Here is a 22,311-nt window from a genome sequence, read left to right as displayed (position 1 = left end):
AGCATGGCTGCTGTTGCAGGCAGGACAGTGCAAGCGCTGCCGGGCCACGCTTTCGACGAGTGCCACGGCGGCGTCCTGCGGCGCTGCTCCGCGCAGCAGGGCGATGCTCGCCAGGCGTTGACGCTGGCTCAGTGCGGTGAACTGGGCGATGAAGGTTTTCCACTCGGCTGGCTGCATGGAAGACTCCCGTTTGTCTGCTATGTACCGTCAGACAGCAGGGCCCCAGGAAAATTCTCGGAATTCCCCTACTTATCGGGGACAGAGCCTTTTTTTATGCCTGCTACTCCAGCGGCACGCTGCGGTACTTGTTCACTTCTAATGCAGAAACCGCCGGCGCATCATTGCCCCACGAAGCGCGCAGATACGTCACCACGGCCGCCACTTCCGTATCATCCATGACGGGACCGAATGGCGGCATGCCATACGGGCGCGGGTTGCCGCTGGTTCCCGGCGCAAAGCCGCCGTTGAGCACGAGGCGGATGGCGTTGACGGCCGAGTCCGTCGTCAGCGCGCGGTTGCCGGCCAGCGGCGGGTAGCCGGGCGGCACGCCCTTGCCGTCGGCCTGGTGGCAGCTCGCGCATTGCGCTTCATACAGTTTCGCGCCCAGCGCCAGTTGCTGCCGAACTTGCTCCGACGTGTCGCGTGGCGCCTTTTTCGCCGCTTGCGCGGGGCCGGGCAAGCTTTTCAGGTACACGGCCATCGCCTGCACGTCGGTGGTGCCCATGTGCTGCAAGCTTTGCCGCACCACTTCGGCCATGGGGCCGAAGACGGTGGCGCGCGGCGAGACGCCCGTTTGCAGCAATTCCACGATATGCGCCGTGTCCCAGTCACCGAGGCCCGCTTCCGCGTCCGACGTCAGCGAAGGCGCGTACCAGCCCAGTACGGGGATCAGGCCGCCCGACAGGCCGTCGTCGCTGCCGCCCAGGGTGGTGCGGCTGCTATGGCAGGCGCTGCAGTGGCCCAGGCCCTGCACCAGGTAGGCGCCGCGGTTCCATTCCATGCTTTGCGTCGTGAGCGGCTGGTACACGCCCGGCTTGAAGTACAGCGCGCGCCAGGCGGCCAGCGCGATTTGCTGGTTATAGGGGAAGCGCAGCGCGTGCGGTGCGTTTGCCTGCCTGTGCGGCGGCACGCTCTGGAAATACGCGTACAGGGCGTCGCTGTCTTCGCGCTGCACCTTGGTGTAGCTGGTGTACGGAAAGGCCGGATACAGCAAACGGCCATCTTTCGACTTGCCGTTGTGGATGGCGCGCCAGAAATCGTCGGCCGTCCAGCTGCCGATGCCCGTTTCCCTGTCGGCCGTGATGTTGGGCGAGAGCACCTTGCCGAACGGCGTTTGCAGTGCACGGCCGCCCGCGTAAGGCACGCCGCCGCGCGTCGTGTGACAAGCCATGCAGTCGCCCGCCTTGGCCAGGTAGGCGCCGCGCGCGACCAGCTGCTGCTGGCTCAGGGTGCTGGCAACGGCGGGCGGGCCGATGTCGTCATCCGGGTACAGCAGGAATGTGGCGCTGCCGCCGGCGATCAGCACCAGGCCGGCCGCAATCAACCATTTTTTCATGGCGCCACCTGCGCGCCGGAGCCCGGCACGCCTCCGCAGTGCAACGGCAACGGCAGGGCGATGCTGCTGGCGGGGCGCGCATCGGCGCTGGCCACCTGCGTGCCCAGCCAGGCCGAGACGGCACCAACGTCCGCGTCCGACAGGCGCTGCGCCACTTGCGCCATGCAGTCGGGTGCATGGGCGCGGCGGATGCCGTTTTTCCAGGCGCCTAGCTGGGCGTTGATATAGTCGCGCGGCAAGCCCAGCAAGCCGGGAATGGCGGGCGCCACGCCGGACAACTGCTGGCCATGGCAGGCGATGCAGGCCGGGATTTTTTTTGCGCTATCGCCTTGCAGCACCAGCTGCTTGCCCCGCGCCAGGGCCGTCATGCCTGCGCTGCTGGGCTGGGCCGGCGGCGGGGCAGGGTGTTGCGCCGCAAAATAATCGGCGATCTCGCGCAGGTAATCGTCCGGCAAGTGCTCGACCATGTAATTCATCATCGGATACTGGCGCCTTCCCTCACGGAAATTGAGCAGCTGGTTGTACAGGTAGCCGGCCGGCTTGCCGGCGATGCGGGGAAAGAAGGCGTCGTGGCGTTCCTTTTGCGCATGGCAGGCCGTGCACGCCTTGATGCGCTGTTCCAGGCTGTCGTGGCCCGCTGGCAGGGTGGCCGGTGTGGCCAGCGCCACGCCGGGCAAGGCGGAAGCCAGGGCCAGCACCAGCACGAGGGGGGGATGCAGTAGCATGGAAAGTCGCATGGGGAAATAAGCTGTCTCGTCGGTCAGTGATATGCCGGTGTTGCTGCCCGGATGTTGTTACCCTAGCATATACCGGGCACTGTCACTGTGACAGGATCAGTTGTGCAATAAAACTACGGATCAGTTTGAGGAGCAGGGTTGAAACGATATGAAGAATTGGCGGAAGAAGTCGCCGCCATGATCAGCACGCAGCTGTTGTTGCCTGGTGATAAATTGCCCTCCGTGCGCCAGCAGCATGCGCGCAGGGGTGTGAGCCCGTCGACGGTGTTCCAGGCGTATTATTTGCTCGAAGCGCGCGGCATGATCGTCTCGCGCCCCCGTTCCGGTTATTACGTGGCGCCGCAGCGCGCCGCGCTGGCGCCCGAGCCGGACAGCTCGCGTCCGCTCGACGCCAGCACCACCGTTGATGTCAGCGACCTCGTCTTCGAAGTGCTGGGCGCCGTGGGCGCGCGCGATATCGTGCCCTTCGGCTCGGCCTTTCCCAGCCCCCATCTGTTTCCGATGGAACGGCTGGCGCGGGCCGTGTCGGCCAGCATGCGCCGCCTCGACCCCTGGAGCACCGTCACGGATTTATCCCTGGGCAATGCCGAGCTGCGCCGCCAGATCGCGCTGCGCTACCAGCTCGACGGCGTGCTCGTCTCCAGTGACGACATCGTCATCACGAATGGCGCGCTGGAAGCGTTGAACCTGTGCCTGCAAGCCGTCACGCGGCCCGGTGACACGGTGCTGATCGAGTCGCCCAGCTTCTATGCCTGTCTGCAGGCGCTGGAGCGGCTGGAACTCAAGGCCGTCGAGATCGCCACCAGCCCGCGCGATGGCGTCGATCTGGCGGCGCTGGAAGAGTTGCTGCAGCGCCACCAGCCCAAGGCGTGCTGGCTGATGACGAGCTTTCAGAATCCCCTCGGCAGCCTGATGCCGCCGGAAAAGAAGCGCGCGCTGGTGGCACTGCTGGCGCGCCATGGCGTGCCGTTGATCGAGGATGATGTGTATGGCGAGTTGTACTTTGGCAAGCAACGCCCCGGCTTGACGAAAAGTCATGACAGCGCGGGGCTGGTGATGCATTGCAGCTCGTTTTCCAAGACCCTGGCGCCCGGATTCCGGCTGGGCTGGGCCGTGGCGGGCCGCTACGCGCGCCAGGTCGAGCGCTTGAAACTGACCACCAGCCTGTCGGCGCCGATACCGCTGCAGATGGCGCTGGCCGATTATCTGGCGCAGGGCGGCTACGACCGCCATTTGCGCCAGCTGCGGCTGACCCTGGCGGCGCAGCAAAACACCATGCTGCAAGCCATCGCCGTGCATTTTCCGCCTGGTACGCGGGTCACGCGGCCGCAGGGCGGTTATTTCGTGTGGGTGGAGATGCCTGCCGGCGTCGATGCGCTGGCCTTGCACCGCAGCGCGCTGGCGGCCGGCATCAGCATCGCGCCCGGCCCCATCTTTTCCGCCACGCGGGCGTTTCGCCATTGCATCCGCCTCAATTACGGCCACCCGTGGAGTTCGCAGCTGGAACAAGCCATCGCCACGCTGGGGCGGCTGGCTCAGGCAGCGGCATAGCGGCGCATGCAAAAAAGTCCCTTGCGATAGCAAGTGTTTCATTCCAAAAAGAAATATTGCTGTTATATTGATGTATCTATAACTAATGATGGGAATAATAATGGATAACACGCAGCCGGAAGTGGCTCGTACGCAAGATACGACGATCGCCATCCTGTCCCACGTTGGCGGCCTGTTCACCAGCTGGGTGGCGCCGCTGATCCTTTATTTGATCAAGAAAGATGATGCGGATAAATTCTCGGCCGAGAACGCCCGCGAAGCGCTGAATTTCCAGATCACCCTGATTATCTGGTATTTCGCCTGCTTCGTCCTGTCGTTCGTGCTGATCGGCCTGTTCCTGTTCTGGGTGGTGGCGCTGGCCAACCTCGTGTGCTCGATCGTCGCCGCCGTCAAGGCCAGCAATGGCATCACCTACCGCTATCCCTTGACCTTGCGCCTCGTCAAATAAGGCAGTGCCGGCCGTCGGGTTTCATCCCGGGCGGCCGGGCAGTGCCAGGAATGCGGCAAAGTCGGGCGCTACTGCAGTGGTGGCGCCAGTTTCGTGCGACCACAGCACGACCACCGGTTCACCGGTCGGCCCCGTTTGCGCATAGTCGAAGCAGTAATAGTCGCCCGTGCCGAACTGGGCAAAGGGCAGCAGGGCACTGGCATCGTTGCCGCTTTCGCCCATACTCTCCAGCCATTCCTGCCAATCTGCGTGGTAGTGGCGCGTGATCGAGTCCCACGTCTTGCGCGCATGGTCCGCGTCGTAGACGAGAAATACCGTCAAGGCGCCCAGCGCGCGGCCATTGCTCACCAATAATCATCGTGCGCAGGACGCGGGCAGCGGGCGTCCCAGCGCCTGTTCGGCAGCGGCGATCGCTGCCAGGCTGGTGCCGATGGAGTTGTTCTGGCTTATGCTGCAGGACGGCGCGCCGGCTCAGGCAGCGATAGGCGGCGGGACAGGCGGCGTGCTGGCCCGTGGGGCTTTTTGCGGCGCTACCTTGCCACCGTCGGCGATCCAGCGGCGGTACACGCGCAGGGCGACTTGCGCATCGTCGGCCGCGTACAGGATCTGCTTTTCCGTCAGGCGCGAGGTAGCCCAGTTGGTGGTGGAAATCTTTTTCGACTTCTGCAGGTGCAGGCCGAAAAACTTGGCTACGGCCGTCTTGGCGCCCAGGTCGTTGCGCTGGCCGCCGCGCAGGGCGACGGACAGGTCCAGCACTTGCGCTGGGACAATGCCCAGCTTGTTGCGCAGGCGCTTGACGTCGTCCGACAGACCAAAGCCCACCTTCAGGGTGGTGGTCGATTCGAGGATAGCTTTCAGTTCGGCCAGGTGCGGCGTGGCGCCCACCTGGAACAGGTAGGCAATGTCGTCGGTGGCCAGCTGGATCAGGTGCGGCCCCGTGGAGGACTCTCCCTTGACGAACGTCGGCTTCGATTCCGTATCGAAGCCGATGGCGTCCGCTGCCAGCAGGGCGGCCATGGCTGCCCTGGCTTCGTCACTGGTGCGTACCAGCCTGACGTGCTCGAGTGCTATGCCTTGATAGGGGGGCAATGGCGGTGCGGCAGCTGTCTCCATGAAACCGGATCAACCTTTGCGCGAGAATTTCGCGGTCAGCTGATTCAATTTTTCCAGGCGCAAACGGTTCGCTTCTTCGGCGGCGGCCGCGTCGCGCTCGGCTTTCTTGCGCTCGGCTTCCTTCTTGAAGCGCTGCTGCAATACTTGCGTGGCGTGGTCGCGGTGCGTTTGCGTCACTTCCGCGCCGGCCGTGCCGTCGAGGTCGTAGCGGATCTTGGCTTTTTCCATCACACGCAGGTAGCGCAGCGAACCCGTGTGGATACCCAGCGCCGTGCGCATCAGCTTGCGGTCCAGGTCCGGCAGGCGCGCCAGGATCTGCTTGTCGATACCGATCGACAAGGGCAGGCAATCGCGGAATGGCGGGAATTGCTCCTGGAACTGCTTCAACAGCGCGCGCGCGGTCAGGCCGGCAGGTGCCGGCGTGGTCGCTGCTGCTGGTGCCGCCGCTGGGGCTGCATCGACTGGCGTGTCAGGAGTGGTGGCTTGCTGGTCTGGCGTGGAGCTGGTCATCGACATCATTGGTTGGGCTATAAAAGGGGAGCATAGCACGCGCCACAGGCAAGTGCATTGTCTTTTTTGGCAACTTGCATTGAGATAAGCGGGACCGTACTACAGTGCGCGCAGCGCGAAATGCGGGAAATGTGTATAATGTCGGCTTGCGCTGATGACTGGACCCCGTATTTGACGGTCTGGCTCAGGTGTGCAGGGGATAGGAGCAGTGCGGTGCAGGGCCATCATTATTGATATTTTTGATATCAGATATTTTGCTTATCAATTATCCAGATAACTGGCCTTCGTGCATAATCTTGCTCTCCGCTGTGTCTTCACTGAACAACAATAGATTCAAGCCCGTTCTGGTACGGGCTTTTTTTCATTCCGCAATGTACATCGCTTATTTATCTGATCCGGCTTCGGCCCCGCCGCTCTCGTTACGGGATGCGCGGGCTTTGAGCGCCCCGATAGACAGGCGCCGCTGCCTTTGACGGCAGCCGCAACAACACGCTCCATCGAGTCCGGTTTCGCAGGCTTAGGTGGAATCATTCACTTCGCGCCGACACCATCTGGTCTCGCATTAAGAGATATCTCATGAAGAATACGCCAAAAACTTTAACGTTGTCCGCCAAGGCGCCACGCCCAGCTGCGGCGCCACTTGCCGTACCCAAAACGACTTTATCTTACTTCATCGATAATGCGCAAGCGAATCCGGAAGCCACCGTCACGACGGCGCCCACCGTCGTCACCGTGGTAAAGAAAAGCCGTTCGCGCCTGGCTGCCGTGCCACCGGCCGAGTCGGCTGCGGAAGCACCGGTTGCCGCACCGGCCGCGGAAGCCGTTGCCGAGGTCGCCGACGCTGCACCGGCCAAGGTACCAAGCGTGAAGATCGCCCCTGGCGCCAAGGCCCCGGCCGCGCCACGCAAGGTCAGCGAAAGCGCCGCCACGAATAAAGTGGTGACGGCTGCCCGTTCGAAAGTCGTGCGCGCCAAGCCCGAAGCGGCACCCGTGACCATCATCACCGGCGCGCAAGTGGTCAGCAAGACCACGGACGCCGATGCGCTGGCCGCCATCGATACCTCGAATTACTTCTTGCCGACCGTCAAGGTGCCGGGCCGCCGTGGCCGCAAACCAAGCGAATTCACGCCTGAAAACGATGAAGTGGCAGCACTCAACGCCGTCGAGCGCGCCGAACTGAAGGCCGTGTCGAAAGCGCGCGACCGCAAGGCCAAGGGCGGCCTGGCGGACGCATTGGGTGATCCGGAAGCCTCGGCAGCGGACCTGGAACGCCGCCGCAAGCAGATCACGGGCTTGATCAACATGGGCAAGGAACGCGGCTTCCTTACCTATGCCGAGATCAATGACCAATTGCCGGAAAACATCATCGATCCGGAAGCCATCGAAGGCATCATCGCCACCTTCAATGACATGGGCATCGCCGTCTACGAGCGCGCCCCTGACGCGGAAAGCTTGTTGTTGACCGACAACGTCGCCACCGTCACCAGCGACGACGAAGTGGAAGCGGCTGCCGCGACCGCCCTGTCGACCGTCGACTCCGACTTCGGCCGCACCACCGACCCCGTGCGCATGTATATGCGTGAAATGGGCGCCGTGGCGCTGCTGACGCGCGAAGGCGAGATCGAGATCGCCAAGCGCATCGAAGGCGGCCTGAAAGACATGATCCAGGCGATTTCCGCCTGCCCCACCACCATCGGCGAAATCGTTGCCCTGTCGCAAAAAATCGCGCGCGACGAAATCAAGGTCGATGAAGTGGTCGACGGCTTTGTCGACTTGAACGAAAGCAATGCCCCGGCGCCTGCCGCTGCCCCCGCGCCCGCCGCCGCCAGCGGTGACGACGAGGAAGAGGAAGAAGAAGCCGAGGAAGAAGATGGCGACGCCAATGGCGGCGCGGCCGGTTTCTCCAGCGAACAGCTGGCCCAGCTGAAAAAGAATGCGTTGGAGAAATTCAACGTCATTTCGACGCAGTACGACAAGATGCGCAAGGCGCCCGAGGGTTACAACTCGAAAGCCTACATCAAGGCGCAGGAAGCCATTTCGCAGGAATTGCTGGGCATCCGTTTCACGGCCAAGGTCGTCGAAAAGCTGTGCGACACGCTGCGCGGTCAGATGGAAGAAGTGCGCCACATCGAGCGCGCCGTGCTGGAGCTGTGCGTGAACAAATGCGGCATGCCGCGCGCCCACTTCATCAAGGTGTTCCCGGGCAATGAATGCGACCTGGAATGGGTCGACCGCGAAGTCGATTGCAAGTATCCATACAGCGCCATCCTCAGCCGCAACGTGCCTGCCGTCAAGGAACTGCAAAAGAAGATGATCGACCTGCAAGCGCGCGTGGCCCTGCCACTGGCTGACTTGCGCAAGATCAACAAGCAGATGGCTGCCGGCGAAAAGCGTGCGCGTCACGCAAAACGCGAAATGACGGTCGCCAACTTACGTCTGGTCATCTCGATCGCCAAGAAATACATCAACCGCGGCTTGCAATTCCTCGATCTGATCCAGGAAGGTAACATCGGATTGCTGAAGGCTGTCGATAAATTCGAATACCGCCGCGGCTACAAGTTCTCGACCTACGCGACCTGGTGGATCCGCCAGGCCATCACGCGTTCGATCGCCGACATGGCCCGCACCATCCGCGTGCCGGTGCACATGATCGAAACGATCAACAAGATGAACCGCATCTCGCGCCAGATCATGCAGGAAACGGGCAGCGAGCCGGACCTGGCGACCCTGGCCGTCAAGATGGAAATGCCGGAAAACAAGGTGCGCGAGATCATGAAGATCGCCAAGGAACCGATTTCCATGGAAACGCCGATGGGCGAAGATGGCGATTCGCAACTGGGCGACTTCATCGAAGACAACACCACCCTGGCACCGCTGGACGCTGCACTGCACGCGTCGATGCGCAATGTGATCAAGGAAGTGCTCGATTCGCTGACGCCGCGCGAAGCGAAAGTGCTGCGCATGCGTTACGGCGTGGAAATGTCGAACGACCACACGCTGGAAGAAGTGGGCAAGCAGTTCGACGTGACGCGCGAGCGCATCCGCCAGATCGAAGCGAAAGCCATGAGCAAGCTGCGCCAGCCTTCGCGTTCGGATAAATTGAAAACGTTCCTGACGCAAAACTAAGCAGTCACAAAAAAAGAGGCGCAAGCCTCTTTTTTTACGCCTGTAGCATGCCTTGCCTACATAAAACGCGTACGTGCGCCCAGCAGGCCCAGGCGATAGTTGCGCTGCAATTTGTACAGCACCACGCCGCTGGCGGAGATGAGCATGGTGATGACCAGCCAGTCCAATGGATTGCTGCGGTGCGGTGCGGGAGCCGCTTGCGACGGTACGGCGAAGGCCTGGAACTTGTGCCCCGTGTAGATGGCGCCCACCACCAGGCCCGCATCGGTGATCTTGTTGGTCAGGTACAGGCCGTCGTCGCGGCGGCGCACCGTCATCACGCCTTCCTTGTAGACAAAGGTCATCGGTTCAAAGCCTTTGATGCTGACGCTGCCGACGACGTGTCCGGCCGCGTTGACTGCCGTGGCATAGCTGTCGCCCTGGCCGATCAGGGCGCCCAGGTCGAGCATGCGCTTGCCATCCCAGGCAAAGGCGTGCCAGCGGCGCTTCTCCGTTTCCGAAGCGCCCACGATCAGGCCTGCGTCATTGATGGCGGTGGCTGAACTGATGCGTCCGCCGGGCAGGGTGCCGATTTCCTGCATGCCCGTGCCGGGGCGGTAGACGAAGGCGCGGCGGTAGCCGTCGCCGCGCTGCGCCGTGCCCACCACTACGCCATGTGTGTTCAGGCCACTGGCATAGCTGCTGGCGCCGCCCAGGGTACCCAGGTCCTGCAGGCTGCGGTCGGCTTTCGTGACAAAGGCGTGGAAATCGCCGTCGCTGGTATCGGCATAGCCGGCAATCGAGCCGTCGCGCGTGATGGCCGTGGCATAGCTGCTGGTGCCGCCCAGGGTGCCCAGGTCGCGCATGCCGCCCGCTTCATCAAAGCGGAATGCATGCCAGGCGCCACTGGGCGTCTGTGCCGAGCCCACCACCACGCCATGGGCATTGATGGCCTTGGTGAAACCTTCATTGCCACCCAGGGTGCCCAGTTCGCGGATGCGGCCATGCTGATATGTCACGGCACGGCGCCTTCCTTCTTCCTCCATGATGATGCCGGCCACCAGGCCGGCCGGGTTCAGGTCGGACGCGATGCTGCCATTGCCATCTCTTTCACCAAAGCCGCGTTCGGCATAGGTGGTGGCGCTGGCGGTGGGGATGGCGGCCAGCAGGAGCAGGCCGAGCAGTTGGGCGGGGAAGCAGGCGAACCGTGGCGGCATGATAGTTTCCTCAAAGAAAAAACTTACTATACTTTTTTATGCCGCAAATGCATACTTAATTTACTACTGTTTTTGCTAATTTTTGCGTTTTGGTATGATCGACATGCTGTTTGCCTGCCTGCTGCGGCAGGTGGATGGCCAGCGCCGTGCCCCGGCCCGCCTGGCTGTCGATGCGCAGTTCGCCGCCCAGTGCATGGACACGTTCGCGTATGCTTTTCAGGCCGAAGGCGGCTCGCTTGCCGTGGTCGCCCGGCTGCATGCCGATGCCGTTGTCGCTGATGCGCAGCACGATGGCGTCCGCATCTTGCGCCAGCGCCACTTCCACTGCGCTGGCCTGGGCGTGGCGCACGATGTTCGACAGCGATTCTTGCAGCACGCGGAAGATGGCCGACGTCTGGCGCTGGTCCAGCCCCAGGTCGGGCGCCTCGCTGTCGAGCGTGAGCCGGTAGCGGATGGCGCCGCGGCTCTCCATCTGTCGGATCAGCCATTCTGCCGCCGGACCCAGTCCCAGCTCCAGGGTACTGGGATGCAAGTCATTGATGATGGTGCGCACCGAGCGGATGGTGGCGTCGATGGTGTCGAGCACGCGCTGCGCGTGGTGGTGCAGGCGCGCGTGGGTGTTGGCCGTGCGCGCGTGCAATAGCGACACATCGATGCGCAGCACCATCAGGTTCTGGCCCAGGTCGTCATGAATATCGAGCGCGATGCGGCGCCGCTCCTCTTCCTTGATGGTTTGCTGGTGGTCGGTCAGTTCTCGCAGCTGGGCCAGGGTGCGTTGCAGGTTTTCCTCGGTGCGCTTGCTTTCCGTGATGTCGACGGCCATGGCGATGATCATCTGCGGCCGGCCGTCGGCGTCAAACACGGGTTTTTTGTGCGTCTGCACCAGGCGATTTTCCTGCAACTGCACGTTCCATATCAGTTCTTCGCGGATCACCACCTTGCGGCTGGCAAACGCTTCCTGGTCCGCCGCGAGGAAGCCCGCGTTCTGTTCTTCGGGAAAGTGTTGCAGGTCGCGTCCTTCGGCGACCTCCTGGAATTGCACGCCCCATTGTTGCTCGCAGGCCTGGTTCATCAGCACGATGCGCGAATCGGCATCTTTCAGGTATAGCGACAGGGGCATCATGGAAATGATGTCCTGCAGCCGCTCTTCGCTGCGCGCCAGGGCCGCTTCCGTTTGTGCGCGCATGGCGATTTCTGCGGACAGCTGGAGATTGACATCCAGCAACTGGGCCGTGCGCAGGGCCACGCGGTTTTCCAGCTCCGCATGGGCCAGGCTCAACGCGTGTTCGGCCCGCTTGTGGTCGGTGATGTCGCTGGCCATGACCAGCGCGCCCGTCAAGGTGCCGCGCCGGTCGTACAGGCGGCGTCCGCTGAGCATCGCCCAGCGCTGTGTGCCGTCGCCATGCCGGTACTGCAGTTCGCCCATGCAGCTATCCTTCGCCGTCTGGCGCAGCGGACACAGGCGCAGCAAAGTGGCCTCGTCGTGGAATTCCGCCATGGAGTGGTCCAGCAGCTGTTCGGCGGGGATGCCCAGCATGTCGCACAGGCGCTGGTTGACGTACAGGATGCGGCCGTGCGCGTCCGTTTGCCACATACCGTCCTGCGCCGTTTCGCTCAGGTTCTGGTAGCGCATGAGGCTATCGTCCAGCTGTGCGCGCGTCATGGCGAGGTGGCTGCGCAGCTTGCGTATCAGCCAGAGGGCCGCGCTGGCGGCGACCAGCAGCAGCATGGCCTGCCAGAGATGCTCCCAGAAGTCGAGCTCCCGCCACGCTGCGCCCACCAGCCAGCCCAGCATGATCAGGATCAGGGCGGCGCATGCCGCGCTCAGCGTTTCAATCGACCATTTGCTCATCCGCGTCCCTGGCGTCATGGTTGGCCGCTGCGGTGCGCATGGGGCCGGATTGGGGGAAAGTATCAACCGCTAGTGTAATACCAATTGTTGTTTTATTGAGAATATTTTGCTGGCGAGCAAGCAAAAGGGCCGGCCCTTGCGGTGCCGGCCCCTGCCTGCCACGGGCAGCCTGGTGCGATCAGCCCGTGTTGCGCAGGCCTGCCGCCACGCCGTTGATCGACAGCTGGATGCCACGGTGGACCCTTTCGTCGATTTTGCTTTCCGCCGACAGGGCGCGGTTGCGCTTGATCAATTCCACCTGCAAGTGGTTCAGCGGATCGAGATAGGCGAAGCGGTTCTGGATCGAGCGGGCCAGCAGCGGATTGCCCGCCAGGCGCTCGGTATTGCCGGTGATCAGCTCCAGGCAGCGCAAGGTGTTGCCATGCTCGTCCGTGATGCGCTTGTAGATGCGTTCCCGCAAGTCCTGGTCTGCCACCAGTTCCGCATAGCGCGAGGCAATCGCCAGGTCTGTCTTGGCCAGCACCATGTCCATGTTCGACAGCAGCGTGGCAAAGAACGGCCATTCGGCGTACATGGCGCGCAGGGTAGCGATCTTGTCATCCTTCGCGGCGCCGTCGGCCTGGTTGATCCAGGCATCGATGGCGCTGCCGAAGCCGAACCAGCCCGGCAGCAGCAAGCGGCACTGGCCCCAGGAAAAACCCCAGGGAATGGCGCGCAAGTCTTCGATGCGCTGGTTGGCCTTGCGCGAGGCGGGGCGCGAACCGAGGTTCAGTTCGGCGATTTCCGCAATCGGTGTGGCCGAGAAGAAATACTCCGTAAAACCCGGCGTTTCATACACGAGGTGGCGGTAGGCGTGATAGGCCAGGTCCGACAGCTGCGCCATCACGGCTTCGAACTGCGCCAGCTGGCTCGCGTGCGCGGAATTGGCCGCCTGCGGCGCCAGGCTCGCTTCCAGGGTGGCGGCGACCAGCAACTCCAGGTTGCGCCGTCCGATTTCTGCGTTGGAAAACTTCGAGGCGATGATTTCCCCCTGTTCCGTCAGACGGATCTGGCCGTTGACGGTGCCCGGCGGCTGGGCCAGGATGGCTTCATAGCTGGGTCCGCCGCCACGTCCTACCGTGCCGCCGCGGCCGTGGAACAGGCGCAGCTTGACGCCCGCCTTCTGGAAGTCGGCGACCAGCGCCAGTTCCGCCTTGTACAGTTCCCAGTTCGAGGTAAGGAAGCCGCCATCCTTGTTCGAATCGGAATAGCCGAGCATGACTTCCTGCAACTGTCCCTGCTTGGCGATCAATTGCTTGACCAAAGGCAGGGCCATGACCTCGCTCATGATGCCGGCCGCGCGCTGCAGGTCGGGGATCGTTTCGAACAGGGGGATGACCATCAGCTCGCACGTGCTGTCGCCGTTGCCGCCTGCTTTCCAATCGGTGCGCAGCAAGCCCGTTTCCTTTTGCAGCAGCAATACTTCCAGCAAGTCGGACACGGTTTCCGTGTGCGAAATGATGTAGTTGCGGATGGCCCGCGCACCGTAGCGCTGGCGGATGTCGCGCGCCGCGCGCAGGATCGCCAGCTCGGAATCCGTTTCCGTGGCGTAGGCAATGTAGGGTGAATACAGCAAACGCGGCTGGGCCAGTTCGTTCAGCAGCAACGTCTGTTTGTCTTCCTCCGACAGGGCCGTGTAATCGGCGGCCACGCCGCTTTTTGCGAACAGGTCGGCCAGCACCCGTTCGTGCACGTCGGAAGTCTGGCGCATGTCCAGCGAAGCGAGGTGAAAACCGAAGATGTCGGCCGCGCGCGCCAGGGTGGCCAGACGCGGGCGCACCAGAGCCGCGCCGTGGTGCGATTCGAGCGAGGCGACGATGGTGCGCAAGTCGGCGACAAACGCGACCGCGTCGCGATAGGCTGCGGCCGGCCCCACTTCCTTGCGCAGGATGTTGGTGGCGCCCAGCGCGCGGGCGGTGGCGGCCAGGCGCGCATAGATGCCGATCAGGGCGCGGCGGTAGGGTTCGTCGCTGCGGTGCGGCGAGGCGTCCGGCGACTGGTCGGCCAGCGCCTGCAGTTCGGCGCTGACGCCCACCATCAGGGTCGAGACGGACAGTTCCGCACCCAGGGCGTGCACTTCGTCGAGGTAAAAGTCGAGGATGGTGGTGGCGTGGCGCGCCAGCGCATGCTGCATGGTGCCCGCATTCACGTTCGGGTTGCCGTCGCGGTCGCCGCCGATCCAGCTGCCCATCTGCACGTAGGCGGCGTTGATCGGTTCGATGGTGCCGTCGCCGTTCGGGTACTCGGCGGCGATATCGTCCTCGATATCGTCATACAGGCCAGGCAGTTCGCGCAGGAAGGTGATGCGGTAGTAGGACAGGGCGTTTTCGATCTCGTCGGCCACCGTCAGCTTCGAGTAGCGCAGCATGCGCGTCTGCCACAGGGTGGACACGCGCGAGCGCAGCAGCTGCATGTTGGCTTGCCGCTCTTTCGGCGTCTGCGGCAGGTCGCGTTCGGCCAGCAGGCGGGCGATGTCGTGCTCGGCGTCGAGGATGCTCTTGCGCTGCACTTCGGTCGGGTGGGCCGTCAGCACGGGGGCGATCAGCGCGTCCTGGAAGAAGGTGTCGACGGTCTTGCGGGGCACGCCGGCGGCGCGCAGTTTTTTCAGCGCGTAGCTGACGCTGCCCTTTTGCGCCGGCGAGCCGGCCAGCAGGTGGGCGCGGCGGCGGCGGATGTGGTGCTGGTCTTCCGCAATGTTGGCCAGGTGCGAAAAGTAGGAAAAGGCGCGCACCACGGAAATCGTCTGTTCGCGGCTCAGTTCCTTGAGCATGGCATCGAGTTCCAGCGCGGCGCCCGCGTCCGCTTCGCGGCGGAAGCGTACGGATGTCTGGCGTATGGTTTCCACCACATTGAAGATGGCGTCGCCTTCCTGTTCGCGCAGCACGTCGCCCAGCAGGCGGCCCAGCAGGCGGATATCTTCTTTCAGCGGCGCGTCCTTGTCGGAGCCGGCCGCTGGAACTATTTCTGGTGCTACTGCGTCATTGAGCATAATAAAGAACCAAAGTAAGTGTAAAAGCAAGGGAATGTGGATCGCACCGGGCGTTTGGCCGCAGAGGGGAGGGGGCGCATGATAAAATTTATGGTCTTCAACATGGACGCTAGCCTGACTTGGCCTTCTAGGCTAAGGGATAACGATTATAGCGAGGCCGGGCGCCACCCGATACAAATTGATATCGGTGGGGTGAATTGGCCACGACAACGACAGCCACAGCGAAAGAACTTGTTTTGAAAGCATCCGAATTGACCCCGAACGAATTGACCCCGATGATTCCTGCCCGCCTGGTGATCGCGACGCGCGAGAGTCGTCTTGCCATGTGGCAAGCTGAACACGTGCGCGCGCGCCTGGCCGCCCTGTATCCGCAGTGTAGCGTTGAAATTCTCGGCATGACCACACGCGGCGACCAGATTCTGGACCGCGCCCTGTCCAAGGTAGGCGGCAAGGGCCTGTTCGTCAAGGAGCTGGAAGTGGCGATGGAAGAAGGCCGCGCCGACCTGGCCGTGCATTCGCTGAAAGACGTTCCGATGGAGTTGCCGGAAGGCTTTGCCCTGGCCGCCATCCTCGAGCGCGAAGACCCGCGCGACGCGTTCGTGTCGAACGATTACGCCAGCCTGGCCGAGTTGCCGCATGGCGCCGTCGTCGGCACCAGCAGCCTGCGCCGCCAGTCGCTGATCGCCGCGCGCTATCCGCACCTGACGATTTTGCCCCTGCGCGGCAACCTCGATACGCGTTTGGGCAAGCTGGACCGTGGCGATTACGCGGCCATCATCCTGGCCGCCGCCGGCCTGAAACGTCTGGGCCTGGCATCGCGCATCCGCGCCGTGCTGGCGCCGGAAGACAGCTTGCCTGCTGCCGGCCAGGGCGCCATGGCGATCGAGATCCGCAGCGGGCGCGCCGACGGCGCCGACCTGGTGCGCCTGCTGGCGCCGCTGAACCATACTGATACGGCGCAAGCCGTCACGGCCGAGCGCAAGGTATCGAAGATTTTTGGCGGCAGCTGCCAGATTCCGCTGGCCGCGTTCGCGACAGTCGAGGGCGAACAGATGCGTTTGCGCGCCATGGTCGCCACGCCGGACGGCGCACGCATGGCCAGTGCCGACGTCAGTGGCCCGTCTGGCGCGCCGGAACTGCTGGGCGAGCAAGTAGCTGAATTGCTGCGCGGCCAGGACGCCGCCGCCATCCTCGCCTCGTGCGCCGTCACACCCGACAACCATGAAGGCCTGGCGCCGCATGCCTGACACGGTGGTGATCACACGGCCCGCGGCGCAAGCGGGGCCGCTGGCTGCCAACATCGCGGCGCTGGGCTGGCCCGTGACCTTGCTGCCGCTGCTGGAAATCCACGCGCTGGATGGCGCGGAGGAATGCGCACAGCTGCAAGCCGTGCTGGCGCGCCTGAGCGAGTTCGATCTGGTGGCCTTCGTCTCGCCCAACGCCATCGATTGCGTCTTTGCGCACTTGCCGGCCTGGCCGCCAGGTGTGCCGTTGGCAGTGGTGGGCGAGGGCAGTCGGATGGCATTGGCGGCGCACGGCGTCACCGATGCCAATGCGACCATCACCAGCCCGCTCGACACGGCGCGCAGCGATTCCGAACATCTGTTGCTGGCGCTGGACTTGCCGGCCCTGCGCGGCAGGCGCGTGCTGATCGTGCGCGGCGATGGCGGACGCGATTACCTGGCCGACGGCTTGCGCGCGGCCGGTGCCGAGGTCGCGTTCGTCACAGCCTACCGCCGCAAGGTACCGCTGCTGACGCCAGCCTTGCGGGCGACCCTGGAAAAGCTGTTGCAGCATAATAATGACTGGGTCATCACCAGCTCGGAAGCGCTGCGCGGTTTGCTGGCGCTGCTTGAGGAATTGGATGGTAAAAAGACGGCTGTTGTGAAAATGCAACAGCAGCATTTGATCGTGCCGCACGCCCGCATTGCACAAACGGCGGCGGCCCTGGGTTTTGCCCGTGTCACCTTGACAGGATCAGGCGACGCAGGAGTGCTCGCCGCGTTACAATCACGACCATGAACGAAATGCCTACACTCTCCGAACCGAATGCAACGCCTGGCAGCGCCGTGAAGACGGCGCCGCAGGCGGCCGACCAACCTGCTGGCCGCGCGCCGACCCTGCTCGAACAGCTGCAAAAGCCCATGAGCATCGCCGTCATCGTGCTGGCCGTGCTGCTGGCTGCGCAAAGCTGGTCGACCAGCAAGCAGATCCGCAACCTGCGCGAAGAAGTAGCCAAGCGCCTGCAAAAGGGCGATGTCAGCAATGCCGAAACGGGCGTGCTGGCGCGCAACGTGCAAGAAGGCACGAAAGAGCTGCAAATCAAGGTGGGTGCGCTGGAAAACCGCCAGAGCGAAACACAAAGCCAGCAGCTGGCCCTGGAACAGCTGTATAACGACTTGTCGAAGAACCGCGACGAGTGGGCGCTGACGGAAATCGAGCAAGTGCTGTCGACGGCCAGCCAGCAGCTGCAACTGGCCGGCAACGTGCCCGGTGCGCTGATCGCCCTGCAAAACGCTGACCGCAGCCTGTCGCGTTCCGACAAGCCGCAATTCATCACCATCCGCCGTGCCATCGGGCGCGACATGGAAAAACTCAAGGCCCTGCCCAGCGTCGATTCGACGGGCGTGGCGCTGCGCCTTGATGCCGTGATCGCCCAGATCGACGCGCTGCCGATGCTGTCCGATGAAACGCCGGCTTTGCCGGCCGCGCCGGAAAAACCGGGCAAGGCCAAGGCCGGGGGCAAGCCCGTGCGCGATGCCAGCGGCAAGCTGGTAGGGCCGCCGGCGCCGGAACCGCTGCTGCAAAAAGTGCGCGACGGCTTCAATACCTGGAGCGGCGACATGTGGGCCGACGTGCGCCAGTTGATACGCATCCGCCGCGTCGATACGCCGGAAGCGCTGATGCTGTCGCCGACGCAATCGTATTTCTTGCGTGAGAACGTCAAGCTGCGCCTGCTCAATGCGCGCATGGCCTTGCTGTCGCGCAATGAAACCGCCTTCCGCAACGACTTGATCGCTGCCCAGGATGCGCTGGCCAAGTATTTCGACACCCGCGCCAAGGGCACGCAGACGGCGCAAGCCCTGCTGCGCCAGGTCCAGGGTAGCAACCTGACCATCGAAATGCCAACCTTGTCCGACAGCCTGACGGCTGTGCGCAACTACAAAGCGAAGTCCTGAGCCCATGCGTCTATTTCTCTGGTTACTCGCCCTGATGGCCGCGGCGATCGGTATCGCCGTGACGGCCCGTTTCAACCCTGGCAACGTGGTGCTGTTCTATCCGCCTTACCGCATCGATTTGTCGCTGAACTTCTTCCTGCTGCTGCAGGTCGTGCTGTTCGTGCTGCTGTACCTGCTGGTGCGCGCCGTGCGCGCCACCGTGCGCATGCCGGCCCAAGTGGCGGCCTACCGCCAGCGCAAGCGTGAGCGCGATGGCAACAAGGGCTTGCGCGAAGCCTTGAAAGCCCTGTTCGAGGGGCGTTTCGGCCATGCCGAGAAGGCCGCCTTGCGCGCCGCCGAGCTGGAAGAAAACGCCGGCCTGGCCGCGCTGATCGGCGCGCGCGCCGCGCACCGCATGCGCCAGTCCGAGCGCCGCGACAGCTGGCTGGCCCGCGTCGAAAGCGATGCCAGCCTGAAGACTGCCCGTTTGATGACGGTGACGGAATTGCTGGTCGACGACCACCAGCCGGAAGCGGCCCTGGCCGCCGTGCGCGAACTGAACGCCAGCGGCACGCGCCATATCCACGCGCTGCAATGGTCGTTGAAAGCCGAGCAGCAGGCGAAGAACTGGCCCGAAGTGCTGCGCCTCGTGCGTTCGCTCGACAAGCACCGCGCCTTGCATCCGGCCCTGTCGTCGCGCCTGCGCGAGCTGGCCTACGACCATTTGCTGTCTGATCCTTCGCATGACGCCGAATCGCTGATGCGCGTCTGGTCCAGCGTGCCCAGCAGCGACCGGGTCAAGCCGTATATTGCCTGCCGCGCCGCCACTGCCCTGAATGCGCGCGGCCTGCACGACGAAGCGCGCCTCGTGTGCGAAGAGTCGCTGGCCGCCGACTGGGACGAGCGCGTCGTGCGCGCCTACCGCGAAGCGGCGGCGCCGGCCGGCACGCCTGCCCTGCTGCTGCAGATCGAGCATTGCGAGCAATGGATGAAACAGCGTCCGCTGGACGCGGAACTGGCGCTGACCCTGGGCACCCTGTGCCTCAAGCAAAAACTGTGGGGCAAGGCCCAGCGCCACCTGGAGCAGGCTTTGTCGGACGCAAACGAGCCGCAAATGGTGCGCGATGCCCACCTGAAGCTGGCGCAGATGCACGATGCCTTGCAACAAACGGAACAGGCCGCCGCGCATTACCGGCAGTGCGCGCTGGCGACCATCCTGTAAGCCTTGTAGCTCGTTTCGCCAGACGTAAAAAAGCCGTTCAGTGCAGACTGAACGGCTTTTTTTTGTATGCTGCTGCTTTACTTCTTCGCTACGGCAGTGCTTTCCGGCAAGGCATACATGACCAGGGTGTCGCTCATCTTTACGCCCAGCGAACCGTGGCCGCCGGCCATGACGACGACGAACTGGCGTCCCGCCTTGTTCGACACATAGCTTATCGGCGTAGCCTGGCATGGGAAGCCCAGCGGCGACAAAAAGACCTTGATTTCCATGGCGAACGGGATGCCCGTCTGTGGCTGCAAGCCCATTTCGCCGTCCGTGCCGCCCTTGGCCGTCGTTTCGGCGTGCGGCGCGAGTTTTTCCAGGAAGCCCATGTAGTCAGGGTTGACGATTAGCAACTAGCGCACTTTAATATAGGGCAGGGCCGGAAAGAGGGAATCATCATATTCCTATTTGCATGGATTTATCGGTGGCGCGTTGATGCGCCATATTGAATTCAATGAAGGAGTCGATTGCAGAATATACAAAGTTCGGAATCGCAAGAATGTTATAGTTTATAAGAATTGCTGATTGTCTTCTGGTTGTGCCATATTTTGGCAGGGTTGAAATTTGAATCAAATAAAATCTTCAAATAGAAAAAAATATTATGCTGAAAAGGGGAGATTTAGGCGCTGCGGCGGCAAGGTGGGCGGGCAATGCGCATGCGTGTTGGTGCGGCAACGTCATCATGTGCATGCGTCGCCGGGAGAATAGGGCTGAAACTTTTGTTATGATTGGCTGCAAGAAATGCAATGCCGGTTATGATAAGAGAGTGTGTGGCGTGGTGATATTGAAATGAAAATATAACGGTACTGAAGGCATTAACTTCGGAATGGTATTGGTATTAATTAGGTGTCTATAGTTATGATTTCCAGAGGCCTGTTTGTTTTCTCGATGGCAGGCTGCGCGGGCCTGCGCGCCATCCATGCCACTGTTGTTGGCGCGAGGCGCAAAACGCCGGCGCGCCGCTGCTGCATCGCACAAGCTGCCTGTACTTCGCTATAATTACGCGGTTAAAACACCATCCGCTAATGAGGAACCCCATGAGTTTGAATAACGTCTCTTCCGGCCGCGACCTGCCGAACGATTTCAACGTTGTCATCGAAATCCCGATGAATGCCGATCCGATCAAGTACGAAGTCGACAAGGAAAGCGGCGCGATTTTCGTTGATCGCTTCATGGGTACCGCCATGCATTACCCGTGCAACTACGGCTACGTGCCGAACACCCTGTCGCCGGATGGCGACCCGGTCGACGTGCTGGTCATCACCCCGTTCCCGCTGATCCCGGGCGTGGTTGTGCGCTGCCGTCCTATCGGCGTGCTGAAAATGACCGACGAGTCGGGCGAAGACGCGAAAGTGCTGGCCGTGCCAGTCGACAAGGTCCTGTCGATCTACAGCCACTGGCAAAAGCCGGAAGACTTGAACGAACTGCGCCTGCGCCAGATCCAGCATTTCTTTGAGCATTACAAAGATCTGGAAAAAGGCAAATGGGTCAAGATCGACGGCTGGTATGGTCCAGACGTGGCCAAGGAAGAAATCCTGAACGGCGTCGCCGCCTTCAAGAAAGATGCTGAAAAAGCATAACAGCACCTGGTAAAAAAAACGCTCCCCGCCAGTCATGGCCGGGAGCGTTTTTTTATGCGCGGAACGGACTGTGATCGTTCAATTCATCGAGGTAAGCGTCGATGCCGCCCCGTTCGCGCTCGAGGAAGCGCTGTACGGCGTCGGCGAAGGCCGGGTGCGCCAGCCAGTGGGCGGACCAGGTCTTTTGCGGCAGGAAGCCCCGCGCCATCTTGTGCTCGCCCTGGGCACCCCCTTCGAAGGTGGTGATGCCATTGGCGATGCAAAACTCCAGCGGCTGGTAATACGCCGTCTCGAAATGCAGGCAGGGTACGTGTTCGAGCGCACCCCAGTAGCGGCCATACAGGGTGTCAGCCGTGTGGATCACCAGCGAGGCGGCAATGGCCCGGCCTTCGCGCTCGGCGATCACCAGCAAGATGTTCTGCGGCATGCTGTCACCGATGCGCCGGAAGAAGTCCAGCGACAAATAGGGCGACGAGCGGTGTTCCGCATAGGTATTGCTGTAGCAGCGGTGGAACAGTTGCCAGTCGGCGTCTAGCGCATCCATGCCGCGTACCTGGCGCAGAGTCACGCCCGCTTCCTGTACCTTGCGCCGCTCGGCGCGGATATTCTTGCGCTTCTTGTGCTCCAGGGTGGCCAGGAATTGCTCGAAATCCGTGTAGCCGGGGTTGAGCCAGTGAAACTGCACGCCACTACGCATCAGGTAGCCAGCTTGCGCCAGCTGGCGCGCTTCACTTTCCGGCGGGAACAGGATGTGGCAGGACGAGACCTCGGCCGCTTGCTGCTGCGCCTGCAGGAAGGCCAGCAGGGCCGCGCGCGCCTGGCCATCGCGGGCCAGCAAGCGCGTGCCGCTGACGGGCGTAAAGGGAATAGCGGACAACAGTTTCGGGTAATATTCAAGGCCATGCTGCTGATACGCCTCGGCCCAGGCCCAGTCGAACACGTATTCGCCATACGAGTGCATCTTCAGGTACAGGGGCAGGGCGGCGGCCAGGGTCTCGCCTTGCCACAGCACCAGGTAATTCGGCTGCCAGCCCGTGTCCGCGCTGGCGCAGCCGGACTCGTGCAGCGCGTGCAAAAAGGCGTAGGAAAGGAAGGGAGTGGCGTCCGCCTGGCTTGCCAGCAGCTCAGACCATGCCGCTTCGCCAATTTCAGCCAGAGTGGAGACGATAGCCGTGCGATAATTCATTGTTGTA

18 protein-coding genes and 1 pseudogene are annotated in these 22,311 nt (G+C 62.7%); 8 read left to right on the top strand and 11 right to left on the bottom strand.

The window, feature by feature from the left end; translation table 11 throughout:
* The 3 genes and pseudogenes from ACQ4WN_RS22055 to ACQ4WN_RS22045 all read right to left on the bottom strand — a co-directional run.
* Nucleotides 1-177, bottom strand: a pseudogene (locus tag ACQ4WN_RS22055) (IS1595 family transposase); the annotation flags it as partial.
* A gap of 103 nt (nt 178-280) precedes the next feature.
* Complete coding sequence (locus ACQ4WN_RS22050; RefSeq protein WP_436553449.1) at nt 281-1,555, bottom strand: c-type cytochrome; 1,275 nt, start codon at nt 1,553-1,555, stop codon at nt 281-283.
* Nucleotides 1,552-2,280, bottom strand: coding sequence for a c-type cytochrome (locus ACQ4WN_RS22045; RefSeq protein WP_436553448.1), 729 nt, complete (start codon nt 2,278-2,280; stop codon nt 1,552-1,554). The genes ACQ4WN_RS22050 and ACQ4WN_RS22045 overlap by 4 nt, the downstream gene beginning before the upstream one ends.
* A 150-nt stretch (nt 2,281-2,430) precedes the next feature.
* On the opposite strand from ACQ4WN_RS22045, the gene ACQ4WN_RS22040 reads away from it, so the two are divergent.
* Nucleotides 2,431-3,843, top strand: coding sequence for an aminotransferase-like domain-containing protein (locus tag ACQ4WN_RS22040; protein WP_436553447.1), 1,413 nt, complete (start codon nt 2,431-2,433; stop codon nt 3,841-3,843).
* Between the two features lie 100 nt (nt 3,844-3,943).
* Complete coding sequence (locus ACQ4WN_RS22035) at nt 3,944-4,291, top strand: DUF4870 domain-containing protein (protein ID WP_436553446.1); 348 nt, start codon at nt 3,944-3,946, stop codon at nt 4,289-4,291.
* Between the two features lie 21 nt (nt 4,292-4,312).
* On the opposite strand, the gene ACQ4WN_RS22030 is transcribed toward ACQ4WN_RS22035, so the two are convergent.
* The 3 genes from ACQ4WN_RS22030 to ACQ4WN_RS22020 form a co-directional block, all read right to left on the bottom strand.
* The gene (locus ACQ4WN_RS22030) at nt 4,313-4,639 is read right to left on the bottom strand and encodes an SMI1/KNR4 family protein (protein ID WP_436553445.1); all 327 of its coding nucleotides are present in this window, start codon (nt 4,637-4,639) and stop codon (nt 4,313-4,315) included.
* 123 nt (nt 4,640-4,762) lie between these two features.
* Nucleotides 4,763-5,404 carry a 3'-5' exonuclease gene (locus ACQ4WN_RS22025; RefSeq protein WP_436553444.1) on the bottom strand — a complete coding sequence of 214 codons (642 nt, stop codon included), beginning with the start codon at nt 5,402-5,404 and terminating at the stop codon, nt 4,763-4,765.
* A gap of 9 nt (nt 5,405-5,413) precedes the next feature.
* Nucleotides 5,414-5,923 carry a ProQ/FINO family protein gene (locus tag ACQ4WN_RS22020; RefSeq protein ID WP_070224995.1) on the bottom strand — a complete coding sequence of 170 codons (510 nt, stop codon included), beginning with the start codon at nt 5,921-5,923 and terminating at the stop codon, nt 5,414-5,416.
* A gap of 567 nt (nt 5,924-6,490) precedes the next feature.
* Here ACQ4WN_RS22020 and rpoD point away from each other — a divergent pair.
* Nucleotides 6,491-9,040, top strand: coding sequence for an RNA polymerase sigma factor RpoD (gene rpoD, locus ACQ4WN_RS22015; protein WP_436553443.1), 2,550 nt, complete (start codon nt 6,491-6,493; stop codon nt 9,038-9,040).
* 56 nt (nt 9,041-9,096) lie between these two features.
* Here rpoD and ACQ4WN_RS22010 read toward each other — a convergent pair whose 3' ends face one another.
* The 3 genes from ACQ4WN_RS22010 to ppc all read right to left on the bottom strand — a co-directional run bounded on the left by ACQ4WN_RS22010 (nt 9,097) and on the right by ppc (nt 15,116).
* Nucleotides 9,097-10,236: an HAF repeat-containing protein gene (locus ACQ4WN_RS22010; protein WP_436553442.1), complete on the bottom strand. Its 1,140-nt coding sequence runs from the start codon at nt 10,234-10,236 to the stop codon at nt 9,097-9,099.
* Nucleotides 10,237-10,291: 55 nt separating this feature from the next.
* A complete protein-coding gene (locus ACQ4WN_RS22005) occupies nt 10,292-12,088 on the bottom strand; it encodes a PAS domain-containing sensor histidine kinase (RefSeq protein WP_436553441.1) in 1,797 nt (598 codons plus the stop codon).
* A 178-nt stretch (nt 12,089-12,266) separates the two neighbouring features.
* Complete coding sequence (gene ppc / locus ACQ4WN_RS22000; RefSeq protein WP_436553440.1) at nt 12,267-15,116, bottom strand: phosphoenolpyruvate carboxylase; 2,850 nt, start codon at nt 15,114-15,116, stop codon at nt 12,267-12,269.
* Nucleotides 15,117-15,391: 275 nt separating this feature from the next.
* On the opposite strand from ppc, the gene hemC reads away from it, so the two are divergent.
* From hemC to ACQ4WN_RS21980, 4 genes are read left to right on the top strand one after another with little or no spacing between them, the layout of a single operon-like run.
* The gene (hemC, locus tag ACQ4WN_RS21995; RefSeq protein WP_436553455.1) at nt 15,392-16,363 is read left to right on the top strand and encodes a hydroxymethylbilane synthase; all 972 of its coding nucleotides are present in this window, start codon (nt 15,392-15,394) and stop codon (nt 16,361-16,363) included.
* A complete protein-coding gene (locus tag ACQ4WN_RS21990; RefSeq protein ID WP_436553439.1) occupies nt 16,338-17,138 on the top strand; it encodes a uroporphyrinogen-III synthase in 801 nt (266 codons plus the stop codon). Before hemC ends, ACQ4WN_RS21990 begins: the two co-directional genes overlap by 26 nt.
* On the top strand, nt 17,135-18,295 hold the full coding sequence (locus ACQ4WN_RS21985) for a uroporphyrinogen-III C-methyltransferase (RefSeq protein WP_436553438.1): 1,161 nt from the start codon (nt 17,135-17,137) through the stop codon (nt 18,293-18,295). Before ACQ4WN_RS21990 ends, ACQ4WN_RS21985 begins: the two co-directional genes overlap by 4 nt.
* A 4-nt stretch (nt 18,296-18,299) precedes the next feature.
* Nucleotides 18,300-19,496, top strand: a complete 1,197-nt coding sequence (locus ACQ4WN_RS21980; protein ID WP_436553437.1) for a heme biosynthesis protein HemY — start codon at nt 18,300-18,302, stop codon at nt 19,494-19,496.
* Nucleotides 19,497-19,573: 77 nt separating this feature from the next.
* On the opposite strand, the gene ACQ4WN_RS21975 is transcribed toward ACQ4WN_RS21980, so the two are convergent.
* Nucleotides 19,574-19,891: a hypothetical protein gene (locus ACQ4WN_RS21975; protein ID WP_436553436.1), complete on the bottom strand. Its 318-nt coding sequence runs from the start codon at nt 19,889-19,891 to the stop codon at nt 19,574-19,576.
* A gap of 684 nt (nt 19,892-20,575) precedes the next feature.
* Between ACQ4WN_RS21975 and ppa the strand changes: the two genes are divergently transcribed.
* Nucleotides 20,576-21,118 carry an inorganic diphosphatase gene (ppa, locus tag ACQ4WN_RS21970; RefSeq protein WP_101480430.1) on the top strand — a complete coding sequence of 181 codons (543 nt, stop codon included), beginning with the start codon at nt 20,576-20,578 and terminating at the stop codon, nt 21,116-21,118.
* 52 nt (nt 21,119-21,170) lie between these two features.
* Here ppa and ACQ4WN_RS21965 read toward each other — a convergent pair whose 3' ends face one another.
* The gene (locus ACQ4WN_RS21965; RefSeq protein WP_436553454.1) at nt 21,171-22,304 is read right to left on the bottom strand and encodes a GNAT family N-acetyltransferase; all 1,134 of its coding nucleotides are present in this window, start codon (nt 22,302-22,304) and stop codon (nt 21,171-21,173) included.
* Nucleotides 22,305-22,311: the final 7 nt, after the last annotated feature.

Origin of the sequence: Janthinobacterium pasteuri (assembly GCF_051380775.1) — a bacterium.
In the GTDB taxonomy this organism is placed as follows: Bacteria; Pseudomonadota; Gammaproteobacteria; order Burkholderiales; family Burkholderiaceae_D; genus Janthinobacterium.
The sequence above is the reverse complement of the archived record's forward strand: the minus strand, read 5'-3'. Positions and strand labels throughout refer to the sequence as shown.